General features: G+C 61.4%; 17 protein-coding genes and 1 pseudogene. 9 read left to right on the top strand and 9 right to left on the bottom strand.

The genetic code is table 11. The features are described 5' to 3' along the window. The first annotated feature begins 27 nt into the window (after window positions 1-27). The 4 genes and pseudogenes from PW947_RS09845 to PW947_RS09830 all read left to right on the top strand — a co-directional run bounded on the left by PW947_RS09845 (window position 28) and on the right by PW947_RS09830 (window position 4,449). A pseudogene (locus PW947_RS09845) lies at window positions 28-1,088 on the top strand (ABC transporter ATP-binding protein). Window positions 1,089-1,201: 113 nt separating this feature from the next. Next, window positions 1,202-2,497: a PotD/PotF family extracellular solute-binding protein gene (locus tag PW947_RS09840; RefSeq protein WP_299631266.1), complete on the top strand. Its 1,296-nt coding sequence runs from the start codon at window positions 1,202-1,204 to the stop codon at window positions 2,495-2,497. Between the two features lie 112 nt (window positions 2,498-2,609). After that, the gene (locus PW947_RS09835) at window positions 2,610-3,524 is read left to right on the top strand and encodes an ABC transporter permease (protein ID WP_299631264.1); all 915 of its coding nucleotides are present in this window, start codon (window positions 2,610-2,612) and stop codon (window positions 3,522-3,524) included. Between the two features lies 1 nt (window position 3,525). Continuing rightward, window positions 3,526-4,449, top strand: a complete 924-nt coding sequence (locus PW947_RS09830; protein WP_299631263.1) for an ABC transporter permease — start codon at window positions 3,526-3,528, stop codon at window positions 4,447-4,449. Window positions 4,450-4,494: 45 nt separating this feature from the next. Here the strand turns inward: PW947_RS09830 and PW947_RS09825 are convergent, their stop codons facing one another. From PW947_RS09825 to PW947_RS09810, 4 genes are all read right to left on the bottom strand, one after another. Beyond that, window positions 4,495-4,719, bottom strand: a complete 225-nt coding sequence (locus tag PW947_RS09825; protein ID WP_299631262.1) for a hypothetical protein — start codon at window positions 4,717-4,719, stop codon at window positions 4,495-4,497. A 229-nt stretch (window positions 4,720-4,948) separates the two neighbouring features. Further along, window positions 4,949-6,196 carry an amidohydrolase family protein gene (locus PW947_RS09820; RefSeq protein WP_299631261.1) on the bottom strand — a complete coding sequence of 416 codons (1,248 nt, stop codon included), beginning with the start codon at window positions 6,194-6,196 and terminating at the stop codon, window positions 4,949-4,951. A 66-nt stretch (window positions 6,197-6,262) separates the two neighbouring features. After that, entirely contained in the window at window positions 6,263-6,856 is a 594-nt protein-coding gene (locus tag PW947_RS09815; RefSeq protein WP_299631260.1) for a GAF domain-containing protein, read from the bottom strand. Then, window positions 6,853-8,217 carry an MFS transporter gene (locus PW947_RS09810; RefSeq protein ID WP_299631258.1) on the bottom strand — a complete coding sequence of 455 codons (1,365 nt, stop codon included), beginning with the start codon at window positions 8,215-8,217 and terminating at the stop codon, window positions 6,853-6,855. Before PW947_RS09810 ends, PW947_RS09815 begins: the two co-directional genes overlap by 4 nt. Window positions 8,218-8,353: 136 nt before the next feature. Here PW947_RS09810 and PW947_RS09805 point away from each other — a divergent pair, with 136 nt between their 5' ends. Next, window positions 8,354-8,938 (top strand): LysR family transcriptional regulator, encoded by a 585-nt coding sequence (locus PW947_RS09805; protein WP_299631257.1) that lies wholly within the window; start codon window positions 8,354-8,356, stop codon window positions 8,936-8,938. Continuing rightward, window positions 8,875-9,303, top strand: coding sequence for a LysR substrate-binding domain-containing protein (locus PW947_RS09800; protein ID WP_299631255.1), 429 nt, complete (start codon window positions 8,875-8,877; stop codon window positions 9,301-9,303). Before PW947_RS09805 ends, PW947_RS09800 begins: the two co-directional genes overlap by 64 nt. Here PW947_RS09800 and PW947_RS09795 read toward each other — a convergent pair. The 3 genes from PW947_RS09795 to nthA are packed head-to-tail and all read right to left on the bottom strand — an operon-like array spanning window position 9,290 to window position 11,014. After that, entirely contained in the window at window positions 9,290-9,658 is a 369-nt protein-coding gene (locus PW947_RS09795; RefSeq protein ID WP_299631253.1) for a nitrile hydratase accessory protein, read from the bottom strand. The genes PW947_RS09800 and PW947_RS09795 overlap by 14 nt on opposite strands. 1 nt (window position 9,659) lies before the next feature. Next, window positions 9,660-10,322: a nitrile hydratase subunit beta gene (nthB, locus tag PW947_RS09790; RefSeq protein ID WP_299631252.1), complete on the bottom strand. Its 663-nt coding sequence runs from the start codon at window positions 10,320-10,322 to the stop codon at window positions 9,660-9,662. Then, window positions 10,319-11,014, bottom strand: a complete 696-nt coding sequence (nthA, locus tag PW947_RS09785; protein ID WP_299631250.1) for a nitrile hydratase subunit alpha — start codon at window positions 11,012-11,014, stop codon at window positions 10,319-10,321. The genes nthB and nthA overlap by 4 nt, the downstream gene beginning before the upstream one ends. Window positions 11,015-12,712: 1,698 nt before the next feature. Between nthA and PW947_RS09780 the strand changes: the two genes are divergently transcribed. From PW947_RS09780 to PW947_RS09770, 3 genes are all read left to right on the top strand, one after another. After that, window positions 12,713-14,017, top strand: coding sequence for a replication initiation protein (locus PW947_RS09780; protein WP_299631249.1), 1,305 nt, complete (start codon window positions 12,713-12,715; stop codon window positions 14,015-14,017). A gap of 77 nt (window positions 14,018-14,094) precedes the next feature. Next, window positions 14,095-15,246: an AAA family ATPase gene (locus tag PW947_RS09775; RefSeq protein WP_299631247.1), complete on the top strand. Its 1,152-nt coding sequence runs from the start codon at window positions 14,095-14,097 to the stop codon at window positions 15,244-15,246. Between the two features lie 10 nt (window positions 15,247-15,256). Further along, entirely contained in the window at window positions 15,257-16,252 is a 996-nt protein-coding gene (locus PW947_RS09770; RefSeq protein WP_299631246.1) for a ParB/RepB/Spo0J family partition protein, read from the top strand. Between the two features lie 1,307 nt (window positions 16,253-17,559). On the opposite strand, the gene PW947_RS09765 is transcribed toward PW947_RS09770, so the two are convergent. Both PW947_RS09765 and PW947_RS09760 read right to left on the bottom strand, forming a co-directional pair. Continuing rightward, a complete protein-coding gene (locus PW947_RS09765) occupies window positions 17,560-17,763 on the bottom strand; it encodes a hypothetical protein (protein WP_299631245.1) in 204 nt (67 codons plus the stop codon). An 8-nt stretch (window positions 17,764-17,771) separates the two neighbouring features. Then, the gene (locus tag PW947_RS09760) at window positions 17,772-18,074 is read right to left on the bottom strand and encodes a transposase (protein WP_299631244.1); all 303 of its coding nucleotides are present in this window, start codon (window positions 18,072-18,074) and stop codon (window positions 17,772-17,774) included. Window positions 18,075-19,552: the final 1,478 nt, after the last annotated feature.

Genomic DNA, 19,552 nt, shown 5'->3' with positions numbered 1-19,552 from the left:
TGTTCCGCCCACGAGGACACGCTTCCTATGGTTCAGCCGGCTTCAACAGTGCTGCAGACGACCGCCGCCGATATCGAACTGGTTCACGTATCGAAGCAGTACGGCGACGCGCTCGCCGTCGATTCGCCATCGACCTTCGCATTCCAGGCGGCGAATACTGCTGCCTGCTCGGACCGTCCGGCTGCGGCAAGACCTCGACCTTGCGGATGATCGCCGGTCACGAATCCGTCTCCGACGGCGACGTGCTGATCGGCGGTCGCAACGTGACGCGCGCCGAGCCCGCCGCGCGCGGCACCGCGATGGTGTTCCAGAACTACGCGCTGTTTCCGCATCTGAGCGCGCTCGACAACGTCGCGTTCAGCCTGAAGATGCGCGGCGTGGCGAAAGACGCGCGGCGCAAACGCGCGGGCGAACTGCTCGAACTCGTCGCGATGACGCCGTACGCGGAACGCAAGCCCGCGCAACTGTCCGGCGGACAGCAGCAACGCGTCGCGCTCGCGCGCGCGCTGCTGAACCAGCCGCGCTGTCTGCTGCTCGACGAACCGCTGTCCGCGCTCGATCCGTTCCTGCGCGTGCAGATGCGCGCCGAACTGAAGCGCTGGCAGAAGGAACTCGGCATTACCTTCGTGCACGTCACGCACTCGCAGGAAGAAGCGATGGCGCTCGCCGATCTGGTGGTCGTGATGAGCCACGGACGTATCGAACAAAGCGGCACGCCGCACGAAGTCTTCAACCGGCCGCGAACGGAATTCGTCGCGCGCTTTCTGGGCGGCCATAACGTGCTCGGCGCCAACGGACGACTCTTCACCGTGCGCGCCGATCATCTGCGCATCGCGCCGCAAGGCGTCACGCCAGTTCAAAGCAGCGCGGGCGACGGCGCGTTGAGCCGGATCGGCGGCGTTCCGTGCACCGTGCGCGAAGCCGAATATCAGGGCACGCATTTGCGGATGACGCTCGATCCGCTCGACGGCGCGCCCGAACTCATCTCGCTGATGCGCGACACCGACTACGACCCGCAACGCTTCGGCCCGAACGCGCGCGTCACGGTCTGGTGGGACGAACAGGACGCGCATCCGCTGGCCGCGTGAACGCCCGCGCGCGCCGCGCGGATCACCGCACAGCCGCCGTCTGATTCGACGACCGCTCACCGCTTGCCCCATTACCCACGCCGCACAAAAAACGTCACCTGAGGAGAAAAGCGATGGATGAATCGACCGAAAGCCCGGCAACCGCCGACACGACCCTGTCGGACAAAGGCCGCTCGCGCCGCACCTTCGTCAAGGGCGCAGTCGCTGCCGCCGGTATTGCGGGCTTTCCGTACGTGCACGCGCAAGAGAAGATCACGCTGCGCTATCTCGGCACGGCCGTGAATCAAAGCGCGGATATCGCGAAGAAGTTCAAGGAAGACACCGGCATCGAGATTCAGTACATCCCGGTGACGACCGACGACGTCGCCAAACGCATCATCACGCAGCCGAACTCGTTCGACATCGTCGATACGGAATACTTCGCACTGAAAAAGCTGATTCCGGCGGGCACGCTGGCCGGCATGGACGCGAAGCGCATCAAGCTCGCCGACAAGATCACGCCGGTGCTGACCAAGGGCGAAGTGAACGGCAAGAAGATCGGCGATCAAGGCACCGCGCCGAAGAAAGTGATGTTCCTGACCGGCGCGCGTTCGACCACGTTCTCGGCCACGCCGACCGAATGGATGACGCTGATCCCGACCACGTACAACGCCGACACGCTCGGCATCCGTCCGGATCTGATCAAGCGTCCGATCACGAGCTGGGCCGAACTGCTCAATCCGCAGTTCAAGGGCAAGGCCGCGCTGCTGAACATTCCCGCGATCGGCATCATGGATGCGGCGATGGCGATCGAGGCGATGGGCCACGTGAAGTACGGCGACAAAGGCAACATGACGAAGGCCGAAATCGATCAGACCATCAAGATCCTGATCGAAGCCAAACGGGCGGGTCAGTTCCGCGCGTTCTGGAAGGACTTCAACGAAAGCGTGAACCTGATGGCCTCGGGCGAAGTGGTGATCCAGTCGATGTGGTCGCCGGCCGTGACCAAGGTGCGCACGATGGGCATCGCGTGCACGTTCCAGCCGCTGAAGGAAGGTTACCGTTCGTGGGCGTCGGGTTTCGGCTTTCCGCGCTCGCTGCAAGGCAAGAAGCTCGACGCGGCCTACGAGTTCGTCAACTGGTTCCAGGACGGCTGGGCGGGCGCATATCTGATGCGTCAGGGCTACTACTCCGGCGTGCTCGAAACCGCGAAGACGCATATGCAGCCGTACGAATGGGATTACTGGATCGAAGGCAAGGCGGCGGCGCAGGACATCAAGGCGCCCGACGGCCAACTGCTGGAAAAGGCCGGTGCCGTGCGTGACGGCGGTTCGTACAATCAGCGCATGGGGGCGATTGCCTGCTGGAACGCGGTGATGGACGAGAACATCTACATGGTTCAGAAGTGGAACGAGTTCATTGCGTCCTGATGCGCTCGCGATGTTGACGTAACCGTTTGCCGGTGCGGTTTGCCTGATGTACGCGGCACGCCGTACCGGCAGCGCCCTTCCCGACGCTGGCCTCGACAGACTGACATTCCGCATGGCATCGATCGATTATCTTTCTCCCGCGCAAACCGCGCCGGTGCGCCGCCGACGCGTGTCGGCATGGCTTCAGGCCACGCCGTTGACCGTCACGTTCGCGCTATTTTTCATCGTGCCGCTGCTGATCACGCTGATCGTCAGCTTCTGGGACTTCAACGAATACCAGATCATCCCCGCGTTCACCTTCAAAAACTACGCGTCGATCTTCGACGGCTGCTCGTCGATGACGACGATGTGCGTGACGTTCAAAACCTATCTGTCGACCATCAAATTCTGCGCGATCGTCTGGGCGATCACGCTGGCGATCGGCTTCACGATTGCGTATTTCCTCGCGTTCCACGTACGCACGACCGGCATGCAGACCGTGCTGTTCCTCGTCTGCACGATCCCGTTCTGGACCTCGAACGTGATCCGGATGATCTCGTGGATGCCGCTGCTGGGCCGCAACGGGCTCGTGAATCAGGCGCTGATGGGCGCGCATCTGGTCGATTCGCCGGTCGAGTGGCTGCTGTATTCGAATTTTTCGGTGGTGCTGGCGTTCGTCCATCTGTACACGTTCTTTATGATCGTGCCGATCTTCAACGCGATGATGCGTATCGACCGCGCGCTGCTCGAAGCCGCGCGCGATGCGGGCGCGACCGGCTGGCAGGTGATTCGCGACGTGGTCCTTCCGCTGTCGAAAACCGGCATCGTGATCGGCTCGATCTTCGTGATCACGATCGTGATGGGCGACTTCCTGACCGTCGGCGTGATGGGCGGCCAGCAGATCGCATCGGTCGGCAAGATCATTCAGGTGCAAACCGGCTATCTGCAATTTCCCGCTGCCGCCGCCAACGCAATCGTGCTGCTCGCGATCGTGCTGATGGTGGTCTGGGGCTTGATCCGCGTCGTCGATATTCGCCGGGAGCTTTGACATGAGCGCAACCTCAGGCACGCGGACCCCGCGAATCCTGCATCGCGAAGCGCGCCCGGCCAGCTTCTACTGGCTCGCGCTGATCTTCGCGCTGTTCGTGCTGTTTCTGTACGGTCCGGTCATCACGATTTTCATCCTGTCGTTCCAGGGACCGGAAGGCGGGCTGACCTTTCCGATGCGCGGCGTGTCGCTGCACTGGTTCGCGGTGTTGCGCGACGGCGTCGGCGATATCGATATCTGGGGCGCGTTCTGGCGCTCGGTGCGGCTTGCGTTCGCCGTGACGGTGTTGACGGTGCTGTTTTCGGTCGCGGCCGGGCTTGCGTTCAGACGGCGCTTTCGCGGCGATACCGCGGTGTTCTATATCAGCGTCGCCAGTCTCGTGATGCCGTCGATCATCGTGTCGCTCGGGATCGGCCTGACGTTCCGGCTGCTCGACAACGGCATCAAGTATCTGGCCGACGCGTGGGGTTTCCAGTCTTTCGCGGACAGCTACACGACGTCGATGGGTCTGTACACGTCGGCGCTCGGCGCGCATCTGACGTGGACCTTGCCGTTCGGGCTGCTGGTGATGTTCGCGGTGTTCAACCGCTTCAATCCGGCTTACGAGGAAGCCGCGCGCGATCTCGGCGCGTCGCCGTGGCAAAGCTTCAAACACGTCGTGCTGCCGATCATCGGCCCGTCGGTGATCGGCGTCGGCATGTTCGGCTTTACGTTGTCTTGGGACGAGATCGCGCGGACCTCGCAGGCGATCGGCGAGCAGAATACGTTGCCGCTCGAACTGCAAGGGCTGACGACGTCCGTCACCACGCCCGTCATCTATGCACTCGGCACGATGACGACGGTGATGTCGCTGACGGTAACAGTCGGCTGTCTGCTGGTAGTGCGCTGGCTGACACGCCGCAGGCTGGCCGCCGGCCTGAAATGAAGCACGCCGCGTCGGCTTCCGGCGCGGCGTGGGTTCAATCCACAGTCAGGCGGCGATCAGGCCGGTGCCCTGCGCGTCGTTGAAGCGCAACGCACAGAAATCCCACGCCGAATCGAAAGACTGGTCGCGACACAGATAGGTCACGTTGTCATGACGGTCGATCACGTCGAACGCGACGGCGCGGGATTTATCCGCCGGACGCCGTCCGTCTTCCGCACCCGTGGTGCCGACGATCGCGAATTGTCCTACCAGTACCTGGAAGAAGCTCATTATTGTGCCCCCGATACATCCACTTCGATTTGTCCGGACGAAGAGTGGTCGGCTCTTCGCGATGGTCTTTTGCGTGGTTGCCTGCCTGGTCTCCTGCTTTATCGCGATTTGACACCGCGATAGCCGGTCCAAACTGTGCGCTAGACGACACATCGATACGTCTGGTGAATCGGTATGTGGGGCTGCTAACTTATCGTGGCCACTTCGAGGTTTTGGCTGGGACGATCGCTCAGTGCGGCAGTTCGTCGAACTCGATACGCCCGCCTTTCATCACGAGCGGAATATGCTCGCCCTGGCCGAGCAGGCAGTTGATATCGTCGAGCGGATTGCCGTCCACGACGATCATATCGGCCCACGCGCCGCTCGCGATGCGCCCCGCCCGGTCCGACAATCCGAGCACTTGCGCGCCCGTCACCGTGGCGCTCCGGATCGCCGCTGCTGCGCCCAGCACCTCCGCGCGCAAGCGGAATTCATCGCTTTGCAGACGCTGCGACGGTCCGAGCAGATCGGAGCCAAAGCCCATTTCGACGCCTGCATCGCGGTAGATTTCGAGCGACTTCAGCCCGGCTTCGCGCACGTCAGCGATCTTCGCGACGCTTTCCGGCGCGAGTCCGTATTGCGCGCCTTCGTTGGCGAGCGCTTCGTATGTGATCAGCGTCGGCACGACGAACGCGCCCGACTCGGCCATCAGCCGCGCGGTCGGCGCATCGATCAGATTGCCGTGTTCGATCGTGCGCACGCCCCAGCGCACCACCCGGGCGATGGCGTCGGCGGTGTACGCATGCGCCATCACGTAGGTTTGACGCGCGCGCGCTTCTTCGACGATAGCGCGCACTTCGTCCTCCGAATAGCCGTATGCGCCGACCGGATCGGTCGGCGACGCAACGCCGCCCGACGCCATGATCTTCAGATGGTCCGCGCCCATCTGCAATTCCTCGCGCGCGGCCTTGCGCACTTCGTCGACGCCGTCGGCGACTCTCGCCAGCGCGCCGACCCGCGCGCAGCATCCACATGGCGCGCTTGCGGCGATATAGTCCGAGCGCGCGCGCATGTCGCCGTGTCCGCCGGTCTGACTGAGCGCACGACCCGCGACGAACAGCCTCGGCCCGGTCGCCAGCCCGCTTTCGACCGCCTCCTTGTGCGGCAAGCCGGCGCCGCCCGCATCGCGCACGGTCGTGAAACCGCGCCGCAACATCGCGCGCATGATCGGCACGGAACGCAGCGTCACGAGCACATTCGGCATATGCATCTGCTGCGCGAGATTCAGCTGGACGGCGATCACATGCACGTGCAGATCGATCAGACCGGGCATCAGCGTCTTGCCTGCCAGATCGATCACGCGCGACGCGGCGCTGGAGAGCGGCGTATCGGACACTTCCTTGATCAGCCCGTTTTCGACGAGAACGTGATGGTCTTCGTGCACGGTCGCGGTATGCGGATCGAGCACCGACGCGTTTTTGAACAGGATACTTTGCACGGATGTCTCCAGAGTCAGTTGCTGTCTTGGTGGGGTCGCGCTGGCTGAACTGCCCGGGTGCGCGGTTTAAGGCGCGTCGGGCACGTCGGGCGCGTCGGGCGGGCGCGTGAGGAGCGCCGGCAATGCGCATTGCGCGAGCGCCTGGGCGATCGCAACGGGCGCGTCGTCGTACCAGTGCGCGCCGTGCAGCAGGTTGATCGAGCCGAGCGTGCGGCCTTGCCAGCGCACCGGCAGATTCAGCACGCTCTCGCAACCCAGCGATGCGATCAATGCGTGATCGCCGAACACCTCGCGCAGATCGTCGGGCGTGCTGCCGATAAACGCTTCGCCGCGAGTCAGCACGGTGTCGGTCCAGCGACTGCCGGACAGCGGCTTTTTCACGCCGGTCGGATAGTCGGCGGGCAGATTGCTGTATAGACGCGTCGATTCGTTGTGTGGGCCGTCGTAAGACAGGATCGTGAACAGCGTATGGCCGATCAGACCGGCATACGCGTCGTCCAGCGCGCGATAGGTCGCATGCGGCTGATCCGGCGCTGCCTGCGCGGCCGACACGCGTCCGAATGCGTCGATGGCCTTGACCGACCACGCCGCGAGCGCGTCGCGGGTCAGCGGCGTGGTGGGTGTAGCGGGTGTGGCGGGTGGCACGGGCGTCGGGCTCATGCGGCTTCTCCGGCCGCGATATCTTCGAGCGAGCGGCCGCGCGTCGGCACGCCCATCACCACCACGGCGACCGCGCCGAGCAGCAGCACGATGGTCGTCACCCCGAACACGCCGACAAAGCCGAACAGCGGATACAGATAGCCGACCAGAATCGGCGAGATGATCGCGCCGATCCGGCCGATCGCCGATGCAAGTCCGGCGCCCGTCGTGCGCACTTTGGTCGGGAAAACCTCGGCGGTGTACGCGTAGACGCCCGCATACGTGCCGTTCATGAAGAACGACAGGCACACGCCCGCGAGCATGATCTCGCCGCTGCTTTTCGCGAACGCCATGCCGAGCGCGCACGCGCCTCCCAGCAACATATACGACGCGATCACCGCCTGTCGTCCGATCCGCTCGTTGAGCCACGCCGCGCTGAAATAGCCCGGCACCTGCGCGACGTACATCGCCAGCGAATACGCGAAGCTGCGCGTGATGCTCATGCCCTGCTGAACCAGCAGCCCGGGAATCCACGTGAAGAACGAGTAATAGCTGAAGGTGATCGACAGCCACATCAGCCACGTCATGATGGTGATGCGCAACTGTCGCGCGGTAACCAGCGCGCGGAAATTGTCGATCAGCGAACCGCCCTTCTCGACCGGCGCGGCCGTCGCGCCGACGGATTCGGGCGGCGGCAAGGCGATGCCGTTGGCCACGAAATCCGCTTCGATGCGCGACAACACCTGATTCGCTTCGTCCGCCCTGCCGCGACTGTCGAGCCAGCGCGGCGACTCCGGCAACGCGCGACGCCACCACAGCAACATCACGACCGGAAACGCGGTGATCAGCAGCACGATGCGCCAGCCCTGCGGCGACGCCGGCACGATGAAGTAGCCGAGCAACGCCGCCGCGACGAAACCGAACGAGAAGAAACCGGCCAGCGCGCCGGTGAATACGCCGCGATAGCGTCGCGCGACGAATTCCGCGAGATACGGCGCGATGATCGCGCTTTCCGCGCCGGTGCCCATACCGGCGACGATCCGCGATGCGAGGAAAGTCGGCCACGTATCGGTCATCGCACTGACGACGGACGCGACGCTATACAGCAGCAGCGCATACATCATCACGCGACGCCGTCCGATCAGATCGCCGAGCGTTCCCGCCAGCAATGCGCCGAAAAAGAACCCGATGAAATTGCCGCTGCCGAGCACGCCGGTCTGCACGCTGGACAGCGCCCAGTCGTGCCGCAACACCGGCAACACGAACGCGACGGACGCGGCGTCCATCGCGTCGAACGTATAACCGAGACCGCCCATCACCAGCAAACGACGATGAAAACCACCAAACGGAAGGCGCTCGATGCGCGCCGAGATAGTCGACACAGTGTTCTCTCCTGTCATCGGGACGAGGCATCCGCATGGGCATGGCGCCCATACGTGCTCGCTGATTCTAGGCGCGCGCAACCTCACAAATATTTATAATTTCAATCTGGCATATTGATGCGATGAATGTTCCGCCATGAGCTTTCGTACGCTGGATCTGAATCTGCTGAAGGTCTTCGAGGCGTTGATGACCGAGGGCGCCGTCACGCGGGCGGCGACCAAACTATCGTTGACGCAACCGGCGGTGAGTAATGCGCTGAGCCGTCTGCGCGATGCATTCGACGACCCGCTGTTCGTGCGCAGCGGCGCGGGCGTCGCGCCGACGCAGCGCGCGATTGCGTTGTGGGGGCCGGTCGGGGAATCGCTGAGCCGGATCCGCGGCGCGCTCGACGAACAGACGTTTTTTCCCGAACACGCGCAGACGAGTTTCAGCCTGTCGATGTCGGACTACGTGGCGGGCATCGTGTTGCCGCGGCTGATCACGCGATTCGCCGCGAACGCGCCGGGCGTGCAGGTGCACTCGGTGCCGAATATCCTGATCGACGCGCCGGTTTTGCTGGAGGACAACCGCGTCGATTGTCTGATCGGCGTGTACATCAACGAGACCTTGCCGCCCGCGCATATCCGCTCCCGCTCGCTGTGGGCGGTGGAATACGCGTGCGTGATGCGGCGCGGCCATCCGCTCGCCGGCATCGATCGTCTGACGATGCGACGGTCCTGAATGCGCGGCATGTCGATATCAGCCTCGCTGGGCAAACCCAACCGTCATTCGACAGCTTTCTGGGCTCGCGCGGCTTGCGGCGCAATCTGGTATCGACGGTCAATCACTACACGGTCGCATGCGAAATGCTGCGGCACAGCGATCTGATCGCAGTGTTGCCGCGCGATCTATGCGATCGGGTCGGCGACACCGGCGAACTGGTGTGCGTGCGTGCGCCGCTCGACGCGCCGGCGCGCGTGATCAGTCTGTTCTGGCATCAGCGCAACGAAACGGTGCCCGCGCACACGTGGTTGCGCGAACAACTAGTGGAGATGTTCGGCGACGCAGCGAGTTCAGCGGGAACGTCGGGCGTTACGGCAATCTGACCGGTTGTCCATGCGGCGTGTTGCGGGCTGCGATCGCCCATTCGTCGCGGCGCTGCGCGAGCATGCCTGACGTCGCCAGTCCTTTGCTGACGCTGATCCGCTCCAGCGCGGTCAGCCAGTGCAGGTAATAGGTATCGCCGAGATCGGGGTCGCCGTTGCGTTGCGCGTCGCGGATCGCGTCGCCGAGACACTGCGCCCACTCCGCGCGCGTGAAGCGGCCCTGCTCCAGCAAGCTCATCGCCAGCGCAAATGCCGACGCTTGCCACGGCGCGTTGAAAACCGGCCCGGCATCGTCGCAAGGCAGATCGGGCAAGGCCGCGCGCAAGGCGGCAAGCGTAGCGTGGTCGGGTGTCATGTCAGGCGATGTCGTCCAGATACGGTTCCCAGCATTCGACACAGACCGATGCGGCGGTCGTATCCGGTCCCCATAGTTCGTGCGCATCGAAGCGGATCGTGTAGAGCCACTGCGGCTGCTCGCCGTGTCCGAGCGCGTTGGTATCGGGAAACACGTGCGCGCCATGCACGGCGATCACCTCGCCGCGCTTGTCGCGGCAATAGCGCGGCAGACGCGTGTGAGTCGCGGGGTTCATCTGACGCGTGCGAACGAGGTCGCCGGTCGCGAAGCGTGGTGGCGTGCCCGGTTCCGCACGATTCGACGGGCTGCCCTTCAGCATCGCGGCGGACACCTGATCGGCCATCAGCACGCGCGGCACGGGCGCGGCGGGCGTCTGCGAGACGCCCGCCAGGATTTCCTGCTCCGATGCGAGACCGGTGCCGATCATCAATGCCTTCAGCCCTTCGAACCAGATTTCGTAGTAGCTGCTGCCGAGATATTTGAGTGGCGGCAGACTCTCGCGCGCCGCGCGCGACATATCGATATTCCACTTGCCCGTCGCGCCCATCGCGAGCGACAGCGCAAGCACCCGCTTTTCCCATTCGGCATGAAACAGCGGATCGCCACGATCAGGATTGACCGCACCGAACGCCTGGAGGCCGCCGAGATCCTGAGGTCCGTTCATGTTGGGGTCTCCGTCGAGATTGCCGGCGACGCTGCTGGCGAAGGCGCGGGCGACGGGATGAGGCCGGTGCCGATCATCGCGTCGCGCGTGACGATCGCGGCCAATGCGTCTTCCGACCAGTCATCCGTGCCGGAGGGACGGATCGGCAGTACGAGATAGCGGATTTCCGCAGTGGAATCCCACACGCGACATTCGACGTCGGCGGGCAGTTCGAAGCCGAAGTCCTTCAGCACGCCACGCGGATCGATCACCGCGCGCGAGCGATACGGCGCGGACTTGTACCAGACCGGCGGCAAGCCGAGCACGGACCACGGATAGCACGAGCACAACGTGCAGACGACCATGTTGTGCACGGTCGAGGTGTTCTCGAGCGCGACCATGTGCTCACCTGCCCGACCGGTGTATCCAAGCGACGCGATCGCTGCGGTGGCGTCGTCGAGCAACCACTGTTTGTACGCGGGATCGCGCCACGCTTTCGCGACGACGCGTGCGCCGTTGTGCGGCCCCACTTTGTGCTCGTAGGTCTCGATAAGGACGTCGAGCGCGGCCGGGTCGACGTAGCCCTTCTCTATTAGCAGCGACTCGAGCGCGCGGACGCGAAGATCGAGGTCGCTGAGATGCGTGATGGCCGGGACGTGTGGGTCGTGGTGATGGGGGTGATCGTGGTCGTGCTGATCGTCATGGTCGGTCATGGACGCTCCGTCTTCCCTCGATGCGGTCGGGTTTTGAGTATGGTTTTTGGACTGGGGAAATGCAAATTGACGTGGGCGGTTCGCGGTGCGTGGGGTATGGCGGTGCCTGCTTCGCAGGTTGTGGTGATGTGAATTTGTGCACTTCACTCACCTTAATGTTTGGCCGACGGAAGGCGTGTGTACTTAGCGGTGCGGGCGGATGGTTTGGGGACTTCACCGTTCCGCTGTTTGGAGTACCTCGGGTTGGCGGACGGGCTTGGTCGTGGAGGTCGTGGTTCGTTGACGGCTGATCGCGCCATAGGATTCGACGGGGCCGCTCGATTGATCGGTTTGCGGGTTGGGGCGCCCTTCTTCTCTGCTCGGGCTGCTCGTAGGAGGCGCGACGGTCTGCGTCCCTGGTTGGGGCGGAATATTGGGTTGTTTTCTTGCGGTCTGTATTTACCGTAAATATGTCCCCGGTTGGGGTGCTGGGCACGTCCCCAATCGGGGTGTTGTTGCGGTGGGTTGGCTCATCGTTCGTCCGTCATGGTGGAACAGGCAGGCGCGAAGGACGACGGTAGAGGTTTGATGCGGGTTTGGACGCTGAAAGTCCCCAATTGGGGTGGGGTTTGCAGCTGCAGGTCACGCTAGATCGCCCTCGCCTTCGACCAGACTATTGCGCGTTGATCTCGCGTTGATTTTGCAAGGGTTAGACGCACGCGCTGCTTCGCTGTGGAGCTCGTTCTGACGCGCGTAGCTTCCTGTTGGAATGGCCAGAGCGCGGGAAGCCGTGCGCCGTGATGATTCCAAATGCTTATTTATCGTAAATAGGTTAACAGGGAACTACCAAATGACCCCAACTAGGGCGCCAGTTTGATTGGCGTTCCCGCGTCGCCAGTGCGGCTGGTCAGTTTGCGTATGAAACGCGGAAGTCACTTGCGTGTTTTTCGAACGAATGCAGATGGTGAGACGGAAGCAGCGGCTTGCGGCATCAAATGTCCCCGTTTGGGGTGGCAGCGACGCGCTGCGCTCAACCGTTTTCCGAGCAATGACCTATTTACGATAAATATGTTGGAACCAATCGGTTTCGCGGCGGCGGATCTGTTCTCTTATTGAGGCGTCCGCGCGCCTAACGGGAGGTGAAGCAGGATCGACCGTGCTTGAGGTCGCGGAGGTTTGTGTTCGGAAAAGAACTTCTTGTGCGTCAATAGCTTGGGTCTCTGTACGAGACGGGTAGGTGGAGTTTGCCGGTTCTAGGCGCCCGGTTCCAAATGGCTTTTAGCAATGTCCCCAGGTGGGGTGCCTTTGGAGGTTGTGATTCCACGGGTTCGCTTCGCTCTATTCTCTGGGAAAAATCACAACAAGCAATCGGCGGGAACGTCCCCAAGTTGGGTAGCTGAGGTTTGTTTACGTTTACTAACAACGTTTACACCGTTTACGACGCTCACGTCCCCGCCAGATAAGGGTTTGCGGGAAGTTATGTCCCCATCTGTGGAGGCTTACGTCCCTGTCTGGGGTGGAAAAACGTCTTTCTCGACCCCAATCGGGGTGTATCACGTCCCCGAATAGGGTGCCAATGTCCCTGTTTGGGGTGAACTCGTCGATTCGCGTTGAAAAGTTGTCCACAAGCAGCCCACGATGAGCGTCCCCAAGCGTCTCTCGACGCCAATGTCCCAGCATGGATTGCAAAGCGGGGACAATTAGCGCACACTGACGCGCATGCCAATTTCTCGTGTCCCTGAAATACGTTCTGAGAACGTCAAGAAACACGTTGCCGCGATTCACACGAGCGGCGAGTTATCGCTGCTCGAGCGAAAACTGTCGAACGTGCTTCTGCTTCAGTCGTATGACAGCCTGCTGACCACGCGTACCCATCAGCTTCCGGTGCGTACGCTGATGTTCGTGCTCGGATGGACGGAAAGCGAGAACGTTGAAAAGCTGCGTGAAGCCTTGCGTCGGCTGGCCACAACCGCCGTCGAATTCAATGTGATGGACGACGGCCGCGAGCGTTGGAGCGTGATGCCAATCCTGTCGTTCGCAGAGATTCGCGCGGGCGTGTGCTCGTATCGCTACGATGAGGCGCTCGCTGAAAAACTGTTTGATCCGTCCATTTATGCGACGGTAAATCTGGGTGTTCAACGGAAATTCTCGAAATCGCATGCACTGACGCTTTACGAGAATTGTCTTCGTTTTCAAAAAGTTGGTTCGACCGGATGGATTGAACTAATGGTGCTGCGCAAATTGCTCGGTGCCACGCAAGATTATTATGACGACTTCCGGCGCTTGAATAGCAAGGTTATCCAGAAGGCGGTCAAAGAGATTAACGAAGTCAGCGATATCGAAGTCACGATCGAATATCAAAAACTCGGTCGGTCGGTGGTGGCGGTGAAATTCCTGATCCGCCAAGGCCCGCAGCAGTCTTTGCTGACACCAGACAGTGAAGATAATTTCGCGCATATTCGTGAAAGCGAGATTTTCCAAAAGCTGAGAGCGCACGGTATTGGCGATAAACTCGCGCTGAGTTTTGTTATCGAGGACGAAGAACGGGCACGGATGGTCGTGCAATTGGCCGAAGAGAAAGATAAGAAAGGCCAGATCAAGCGATCGACAGCGGGCTTTATTCGCACATTGATCGAGAATAAAGCCGAAGTCGAACCGGCTTACGTCAAGAATAAGCGTGAGAAAGCGGCGCAACAGGAGAATTTGGTTCAGGCCGCCGCGCGTGAAGCCCGGATGCAGGAATTGCGCGCCGATTACGAACGCAGCGTGTGTTCGGCGGCGGTGAAGGCGCTCTCGCACGACGACAAGCGCACGCTCGCGCACGAGTTTGTGGCGACAGACGGCGCCAAATACGCGAAAGAGCTTCGTCCGGACAGCCCGACGCTGTTTTCCGGATCGGTCGGGCGTGTGACGTTCGCATCGTGGCTACGCAATCGCGTGCGGCCCGAAATGACCGACGACGGTTTTTCGATCTGGCTGACCGAGCGCCAAGTCGCAACGTCCAACGAAAATAAGAAAAAATAGCCTAAACCGTTGGGCTGATGGTTGAACGTTGATCGTTCTGGTATAAGCTGATCTCATGTTTATTTTCGGATCAGCGAATGAAGATCACTATTCAAGATATCGTCGATCAAGCGGCGCGCGCGACAGACATCGTTTCGCAGGTGAGAGGGCGCATGCTCGCCCCCAATTCGCGCAAAAATCCCCCCGTTTTCAACGCTTCGCAGTTGTCGGCGCTGTGTGAAGTCGACAAAAGTCAGATCACTTATCGCTCCGGCAAAGGCGATCTTCCCGCTGGTACCGTGAACGCAACCGGTTCGCGCCGAGAGTTTTCGCTCGTCGAAGCGCGTGCATGGGTTCGCGCGTATCGCAGCGGCTCGCTGCGCCCGTCCACCGGCCGGGCGATGACCATCGCAATCGGGAACTTCAAAGGCGGGGTCAGCAAGACCACGACGGCGATGACCCTGGCGCAAGGGTTGAGCTTGCGCGGGCACAAAGTCCTCGTGATCGACACCGATCCACAGGGTTCGCTGACCACCCTGTTCGGCATTCTCCCGGACACCGAAGTCGACGAAGACTCGACGATTACGGCGCTCGCAACGGGCGATCAGACGTCGATCGAATATGCGATCCGCGAAACGTATTGGGACGGCATCGATCTCGTACCGGCTTCGTCGTCGCTGTTTAACGTGGAATTTATCTTGCCGAGCCGCCAGATGCGCGAGCCGGAGTTCGAGTTCTGGAACGTGCTCAATCAGAGTCTGGAGCAGGCGCGCTCGGAATACGACGTGATCATCATCGATACGCCGCCGGCGCTGAGCTACGGCACGGTCAACGCATTCATGGCGTCTGACGGTCTGATCGTTCCTACGCCGCCGAACGCACTCGACTTCGCGAGCTCTGCGCAGTTCTGGACGTTGTTCAGCGATCTCGCGACCAATCTCACGGCCGAAACCAATACGGAAAAGACGTTCGAATTCATTCACGTGCTGTTGTCGCGCGTCGATCCCTCGGACGCGGCTGCGGGCGTTGTGCGCGAATGGATCGCCGCCACGTACGCGGAAAAAGTGTTGCCGGTGGAAATCCCGAAGACGGCGGTTGCGGCGGCGAGTTCGGCGGAATTCGGAACGGTGTACGACATTTCTCGTTACGACGGCAACGCGAAAACGTACCGTCGTGCGCGCGAAGCGTATGACCGGGTTACTGAAATTGTCGAACAGTCTATCGTCGCATTCTGGGCGAAGAGCGAGTAAGGAGCGTTAGATGTCACTCAAAGATCGACTGACCAAAAAGACTGGCGACTTGACGGTCGCGTCGGCGGCAAAGACGCCGACGTCATCGAATGGACCGGCTGCGGCACCTCGTACGGCGCCGGGTCAGATGCTCGCATTTCGGAGCGCGATGCGCGAAAACGCCGATCGGGTTTCGGAGCTCGAAGCCCAACTGAAGGTGTTCGAAGGCAGCACGCCGACCCGCCTGATCGATTCCACGAAGGTTCGGCGGTCGAAGTGGGCGAATCGTCACGACAGCAGTTTCAGCGACGAGCCGTTTGACGAATTGAAGGCGCTGATCGCGCAAACGAACGGCAACACGCAACCGATCAAAGTTCGTCCTGCGCCGACGGAAGAAGGCGACTACGAGATCGTGTTTGGACATCGTCGGCATCGCGCCTGTCTGGAGCTTGGCCTGCCCGTGCTTGCGCTGGTCGATGAGTCGCTTTCCGAGCAGCAGCAGTTCGTGGAGATGGATCAGGAAAACCGCGCGCGCAAGAACCTGAGCGCGTGGGAGCAGGGCGTTTGGTACAAGAAAGCGTTGTCGGAAGGATTGTGGCCGTCGCAAAACGCAATGGCCAAGGCGTGCGGATTGAGCCAGGGCAATATTTCGAGCGCGTTGCTGGTGGCGGATTTGCCGCCCGAGGTGATCGGAGCGTTTGCTTCGCCGCATGAGATCCAGTTCGCGATGGCGCGGAAATTGGCGACGGCGATGAAGGAGCGCGGCGACGAGGTGCTGGCGCAAGCGCGTCAGATGTCGGCGGGCGACGGGTTGACGGCGGTTGCGGTCTGTAATCGTTTGTTGGCTAAGCCGACTGAGATCAAGCGGGTTGTGCCGACCGGCGGCGAGTTGGTGAGTATCGAGCGGAAGGGCGACGGATTTTCAGTGCGCGTGCGCGCGGACTATTTGACGGCGGCGGAGCAGCAGGAGTTGAAATCGTTGGTGCTCGAGTTTGTCGCAGCTCACGCGCCGGATGAGGATGAGTGATTGATCTCGAAGAAGTCTCGCGCGAGGCGAGTGCGGGGATTTGATGGGTTGTCGGATGGGTGAAAAGGGCTGTCGATTTTTCGACGGCCCTTTTTGTTTTTGGGGTGGGAAAGGGGCGGGGTGGGTATTTATCGTAAATAGGGGGTGGGTGGTGGTGGGTTTGTTGGCTTGGGTTGTGTGCTTGGCTGGGGACTTTGCCGAAATGGGAGGTGGTGGAGAAGGGGGCAGGTTTGGATGGGGAAGGGGTTTAGGGCGAGCGCGGGCGCGGGGGTATTTACGGTAAATATGGTTGTTCGAGGAGGTGGGCGCGGCGCACGAGGTGGTGGCGGCTTGTGTCAGTGCTTGGATCGAGCACTTGTGTTTAGAGCTGGTGCTTATCGACACTCGTCTTCACAATATATGTCCCCGTTTGGGGCGGCGTCGCGGATGAAAGTGTTGAGCCCGCTGCTCCGGCTAAGTGAGGTCGTCGACACGGTTGATCGTTTTCGGATTCGTCGTGTCGGCGCGCGGTTTTGATGGGGCGTGTGGAATTGCCAAACATTGTCGACGACGTGCTATGTGCGCGCTGCCAGCGGTCGCGTGATTGCGCTCGCAGGCGATACGAATGGTGTGGCGTCACGCTGTCTGTCAGTTGCGAGTTTGAAGCTGGCGCCCGTCAAAAGGGTCGAGCGCATCCGAACGATAAACGGCGATGCGACATAAACGTGGCCGCGCTGTTGCCTGTTCCATGGCCGCGCGAAGCAAATCTTTCGCTGCGGCGCGCATTTGATCTTTTCGGAGTGAGCGCCGTACCAGCGATCCAGTGACGAACGGCCATATCGACTTCCCCGCAGTATTTTGCGGAGCCGCAGAAATACCGATTCCATCGATCTTGGCTCGTCAGTTGGCGCGTCCCGCTGCTTGGGACGACGATGGCGAAATCGGAGCGACGGCGCGAGTGCCACATTCTTCGGTGGTTTTGGCGTCCAGCCGGACGGGGAGTTTTGCTTGGGGTGTTTGCTTGCGGAAGCGTCGAAGACGTGGCTGCCTTTAGTTAGCGCTGTCGTTTGCTGGCCAAGTCTGCTCGCCTACGGCACCTTGAGTCCCGAAGATAAGCTCAAACCGAATCGCCCCGGTTCGGTGTGCGAGTGGGATCGTCGTATGGGAATTGGCGATCCCGGCGAGAGGGAGTGGCATGTGAGCCGCGGCTGAAAAGCAGAAGGAAGGCCGAAGCCGACAGGCGGAAGGAAGGCCGAAGCTGACAGGCGGAAGGCGGAAGGCGGAAGTGGGGTGATCCGGTAAACCTTGGACACCCCGAAAGCGTCGATTCAAAAACGTGACGTTTCGCGGCGGGCAGGCGGCTGGTTGCCTACCGCCGAATAAATGCGCCTGTAGTGGTAAAAGTCATCGATGTCGGGCGCGGCCCGCACCAGCGCAGGCGGCAAGGCCGCTCTGCCCGCACCTGCATAAAACATGCTCCGGGGCACCTTGAACAGGCGATACATCAGACTCACCGGCTGGGGCTTCTTCAACGAGAGGATCACTTCGACGAGCGTTTCATTTCCCTGACCAGGAAGGCCGTGGACTTTTTTAAGATCTCGCGCTCCCTTTCGAGTTCGATCACCCGCGCCTCCAGTTCTTGGATTCGTCGCTGGTCGGCCTTGACCTCAAGCTCCGTGCGCAGCGGCCGCGCCTGCTCCTCGCGCCACTGCGCAACCCAGCGCCTCAGCGCCGTGTCGCCCACGCCCAACTCTTCGCAAGCTTTGGTGAATGAATAGCCCTGGTTCACCACCAGTTGCACTGCCTCGGCCTTGAATTCTTCTGTCAGATTCCGTCTGCTCATCTCTCACCTCGTTTGGAGAATTATCCCCTTTCGAGGGGTCCAGGACCATTGGGCCACTACAGACAGGAGACAGGAGACAGGAGACAGGAGACAGGAGGCGACGGAGATCGGGGATGTGGCGGGGTGAGAGAACGCGAGACGGAGGCGGACGGCGGACGGAGAAGAGCGGAGCCCGGAGCCCGGAGCCCGGAGCCCGGAGTGCGAGTGGGCAGGCGGCAACACCACTCTGAGGCTCGACGACTCGCGCAAAGTGGCTAGCCCTGAGCCCAAGTGTTTGCGTGTTTGAGGTCCGTCATTTGACGACTCGCTTCTGTAGGCTTGACCCAGATTAGCGCGAGTGTGCCTTCATAGCGCTCCGGTCATGAGCCCTGCAAACTTAGGCCGCAAGCGAATGAAACGTTCGAACCAGAAGCAGGCGGACTGCGCACAAAAAGCGCCGACCGCGATGTTGCAAGGCGAACGAGGCTGCTCGGAACACGGTACGCAGGCGTGCCCTGTTCGATCCCTGCCGAATCTGCAGGGTTGCGTTCGCGACTATTTATCGTAAATACCCCTTTGCTGAACTTCAAACTGCCGGGTCGTCAACGTCCCCTCGTAGGGGCCCACAATCCACGGGCTCGGTCGTGTTTGGAAACGGAATCCGCGGATTCGGACGAAATTCGAAAGAGCGATTCCGCTGAGAATCTACCGGACGAAAGCCGACGCAGCGCGCTCTTACAGGCACGCGGGAAGACGCGATCAAGGCTTCGATCGGGAGATCTAGACGATTGCGCGTGCTGGGCGCCGGTCGTGTGGCGTGCAACGGGCCCACGGATATCCTTCCGAGCGTCCTTTCCCGCCACGCTCCCGCTGCAGAACAATCTCGAGAATTCCATCCCGTAACAGCGTCCTCCGAGACCAGGAGGGCGTAGGTCGCGGATGCCAACGGGCACCCACACGTCGAGAAAGCAATCCATTGGGCGTTGGCTCGTTGTTGGCGCACCTGAGTTATATCGTCAGTTGTCCGGGAGCCTCGCAGCGAGAATGTTGAGAGCGGGTGATCGGGAGGAATCTATAACGCGTCGGTAGCTTCGATCCTCACGGGGCGCATCGAAAGATCCGCGAGTCGACTTGTGCGCTACGGCCGTATGATCGCGGCGAGGACGTCCGCCGACATGTCGAATCGGCTAGGAGCGAAAACCGAAGTTTGATGCGCCAGCCCATCCAGGCGGCGACCACTCCAATCAGGAAATCGCGATTTATCTGACGGCGAGTCCACGCTTCCATCGCGGATAGTCGTCTATGAAAAGCGGCGAATATCCCGGAAGCCACAATTCTTCACGAGGAGCGCCGTCTATAACCCGCGCGCCAAGGCGAGATCTAATCGAATGAATCCGCCAGACATGCGGCGTGCCAGCGTGGAAAGACCCCACTTCCCGCCAACACGCGATGGCGCCGAGACGCCGTAGCCGCCAGCCCGATTTCTGCTAAACGTCACA

It is taken from the genome of Paraburkholderia sp. (assembly GCF_028283785.1).
Taxonomy (GTDB): domain Bacteria; phylum Pseudomonadota; class Gammaproteobacteria; order Burkholderiales; family Burkholderiaceae; genus Paraburkholderia.
Note: the sequence above shows the minus strand (reverse complement) of the source record. Positions and strands in the feature narration are given on the sequence as shown.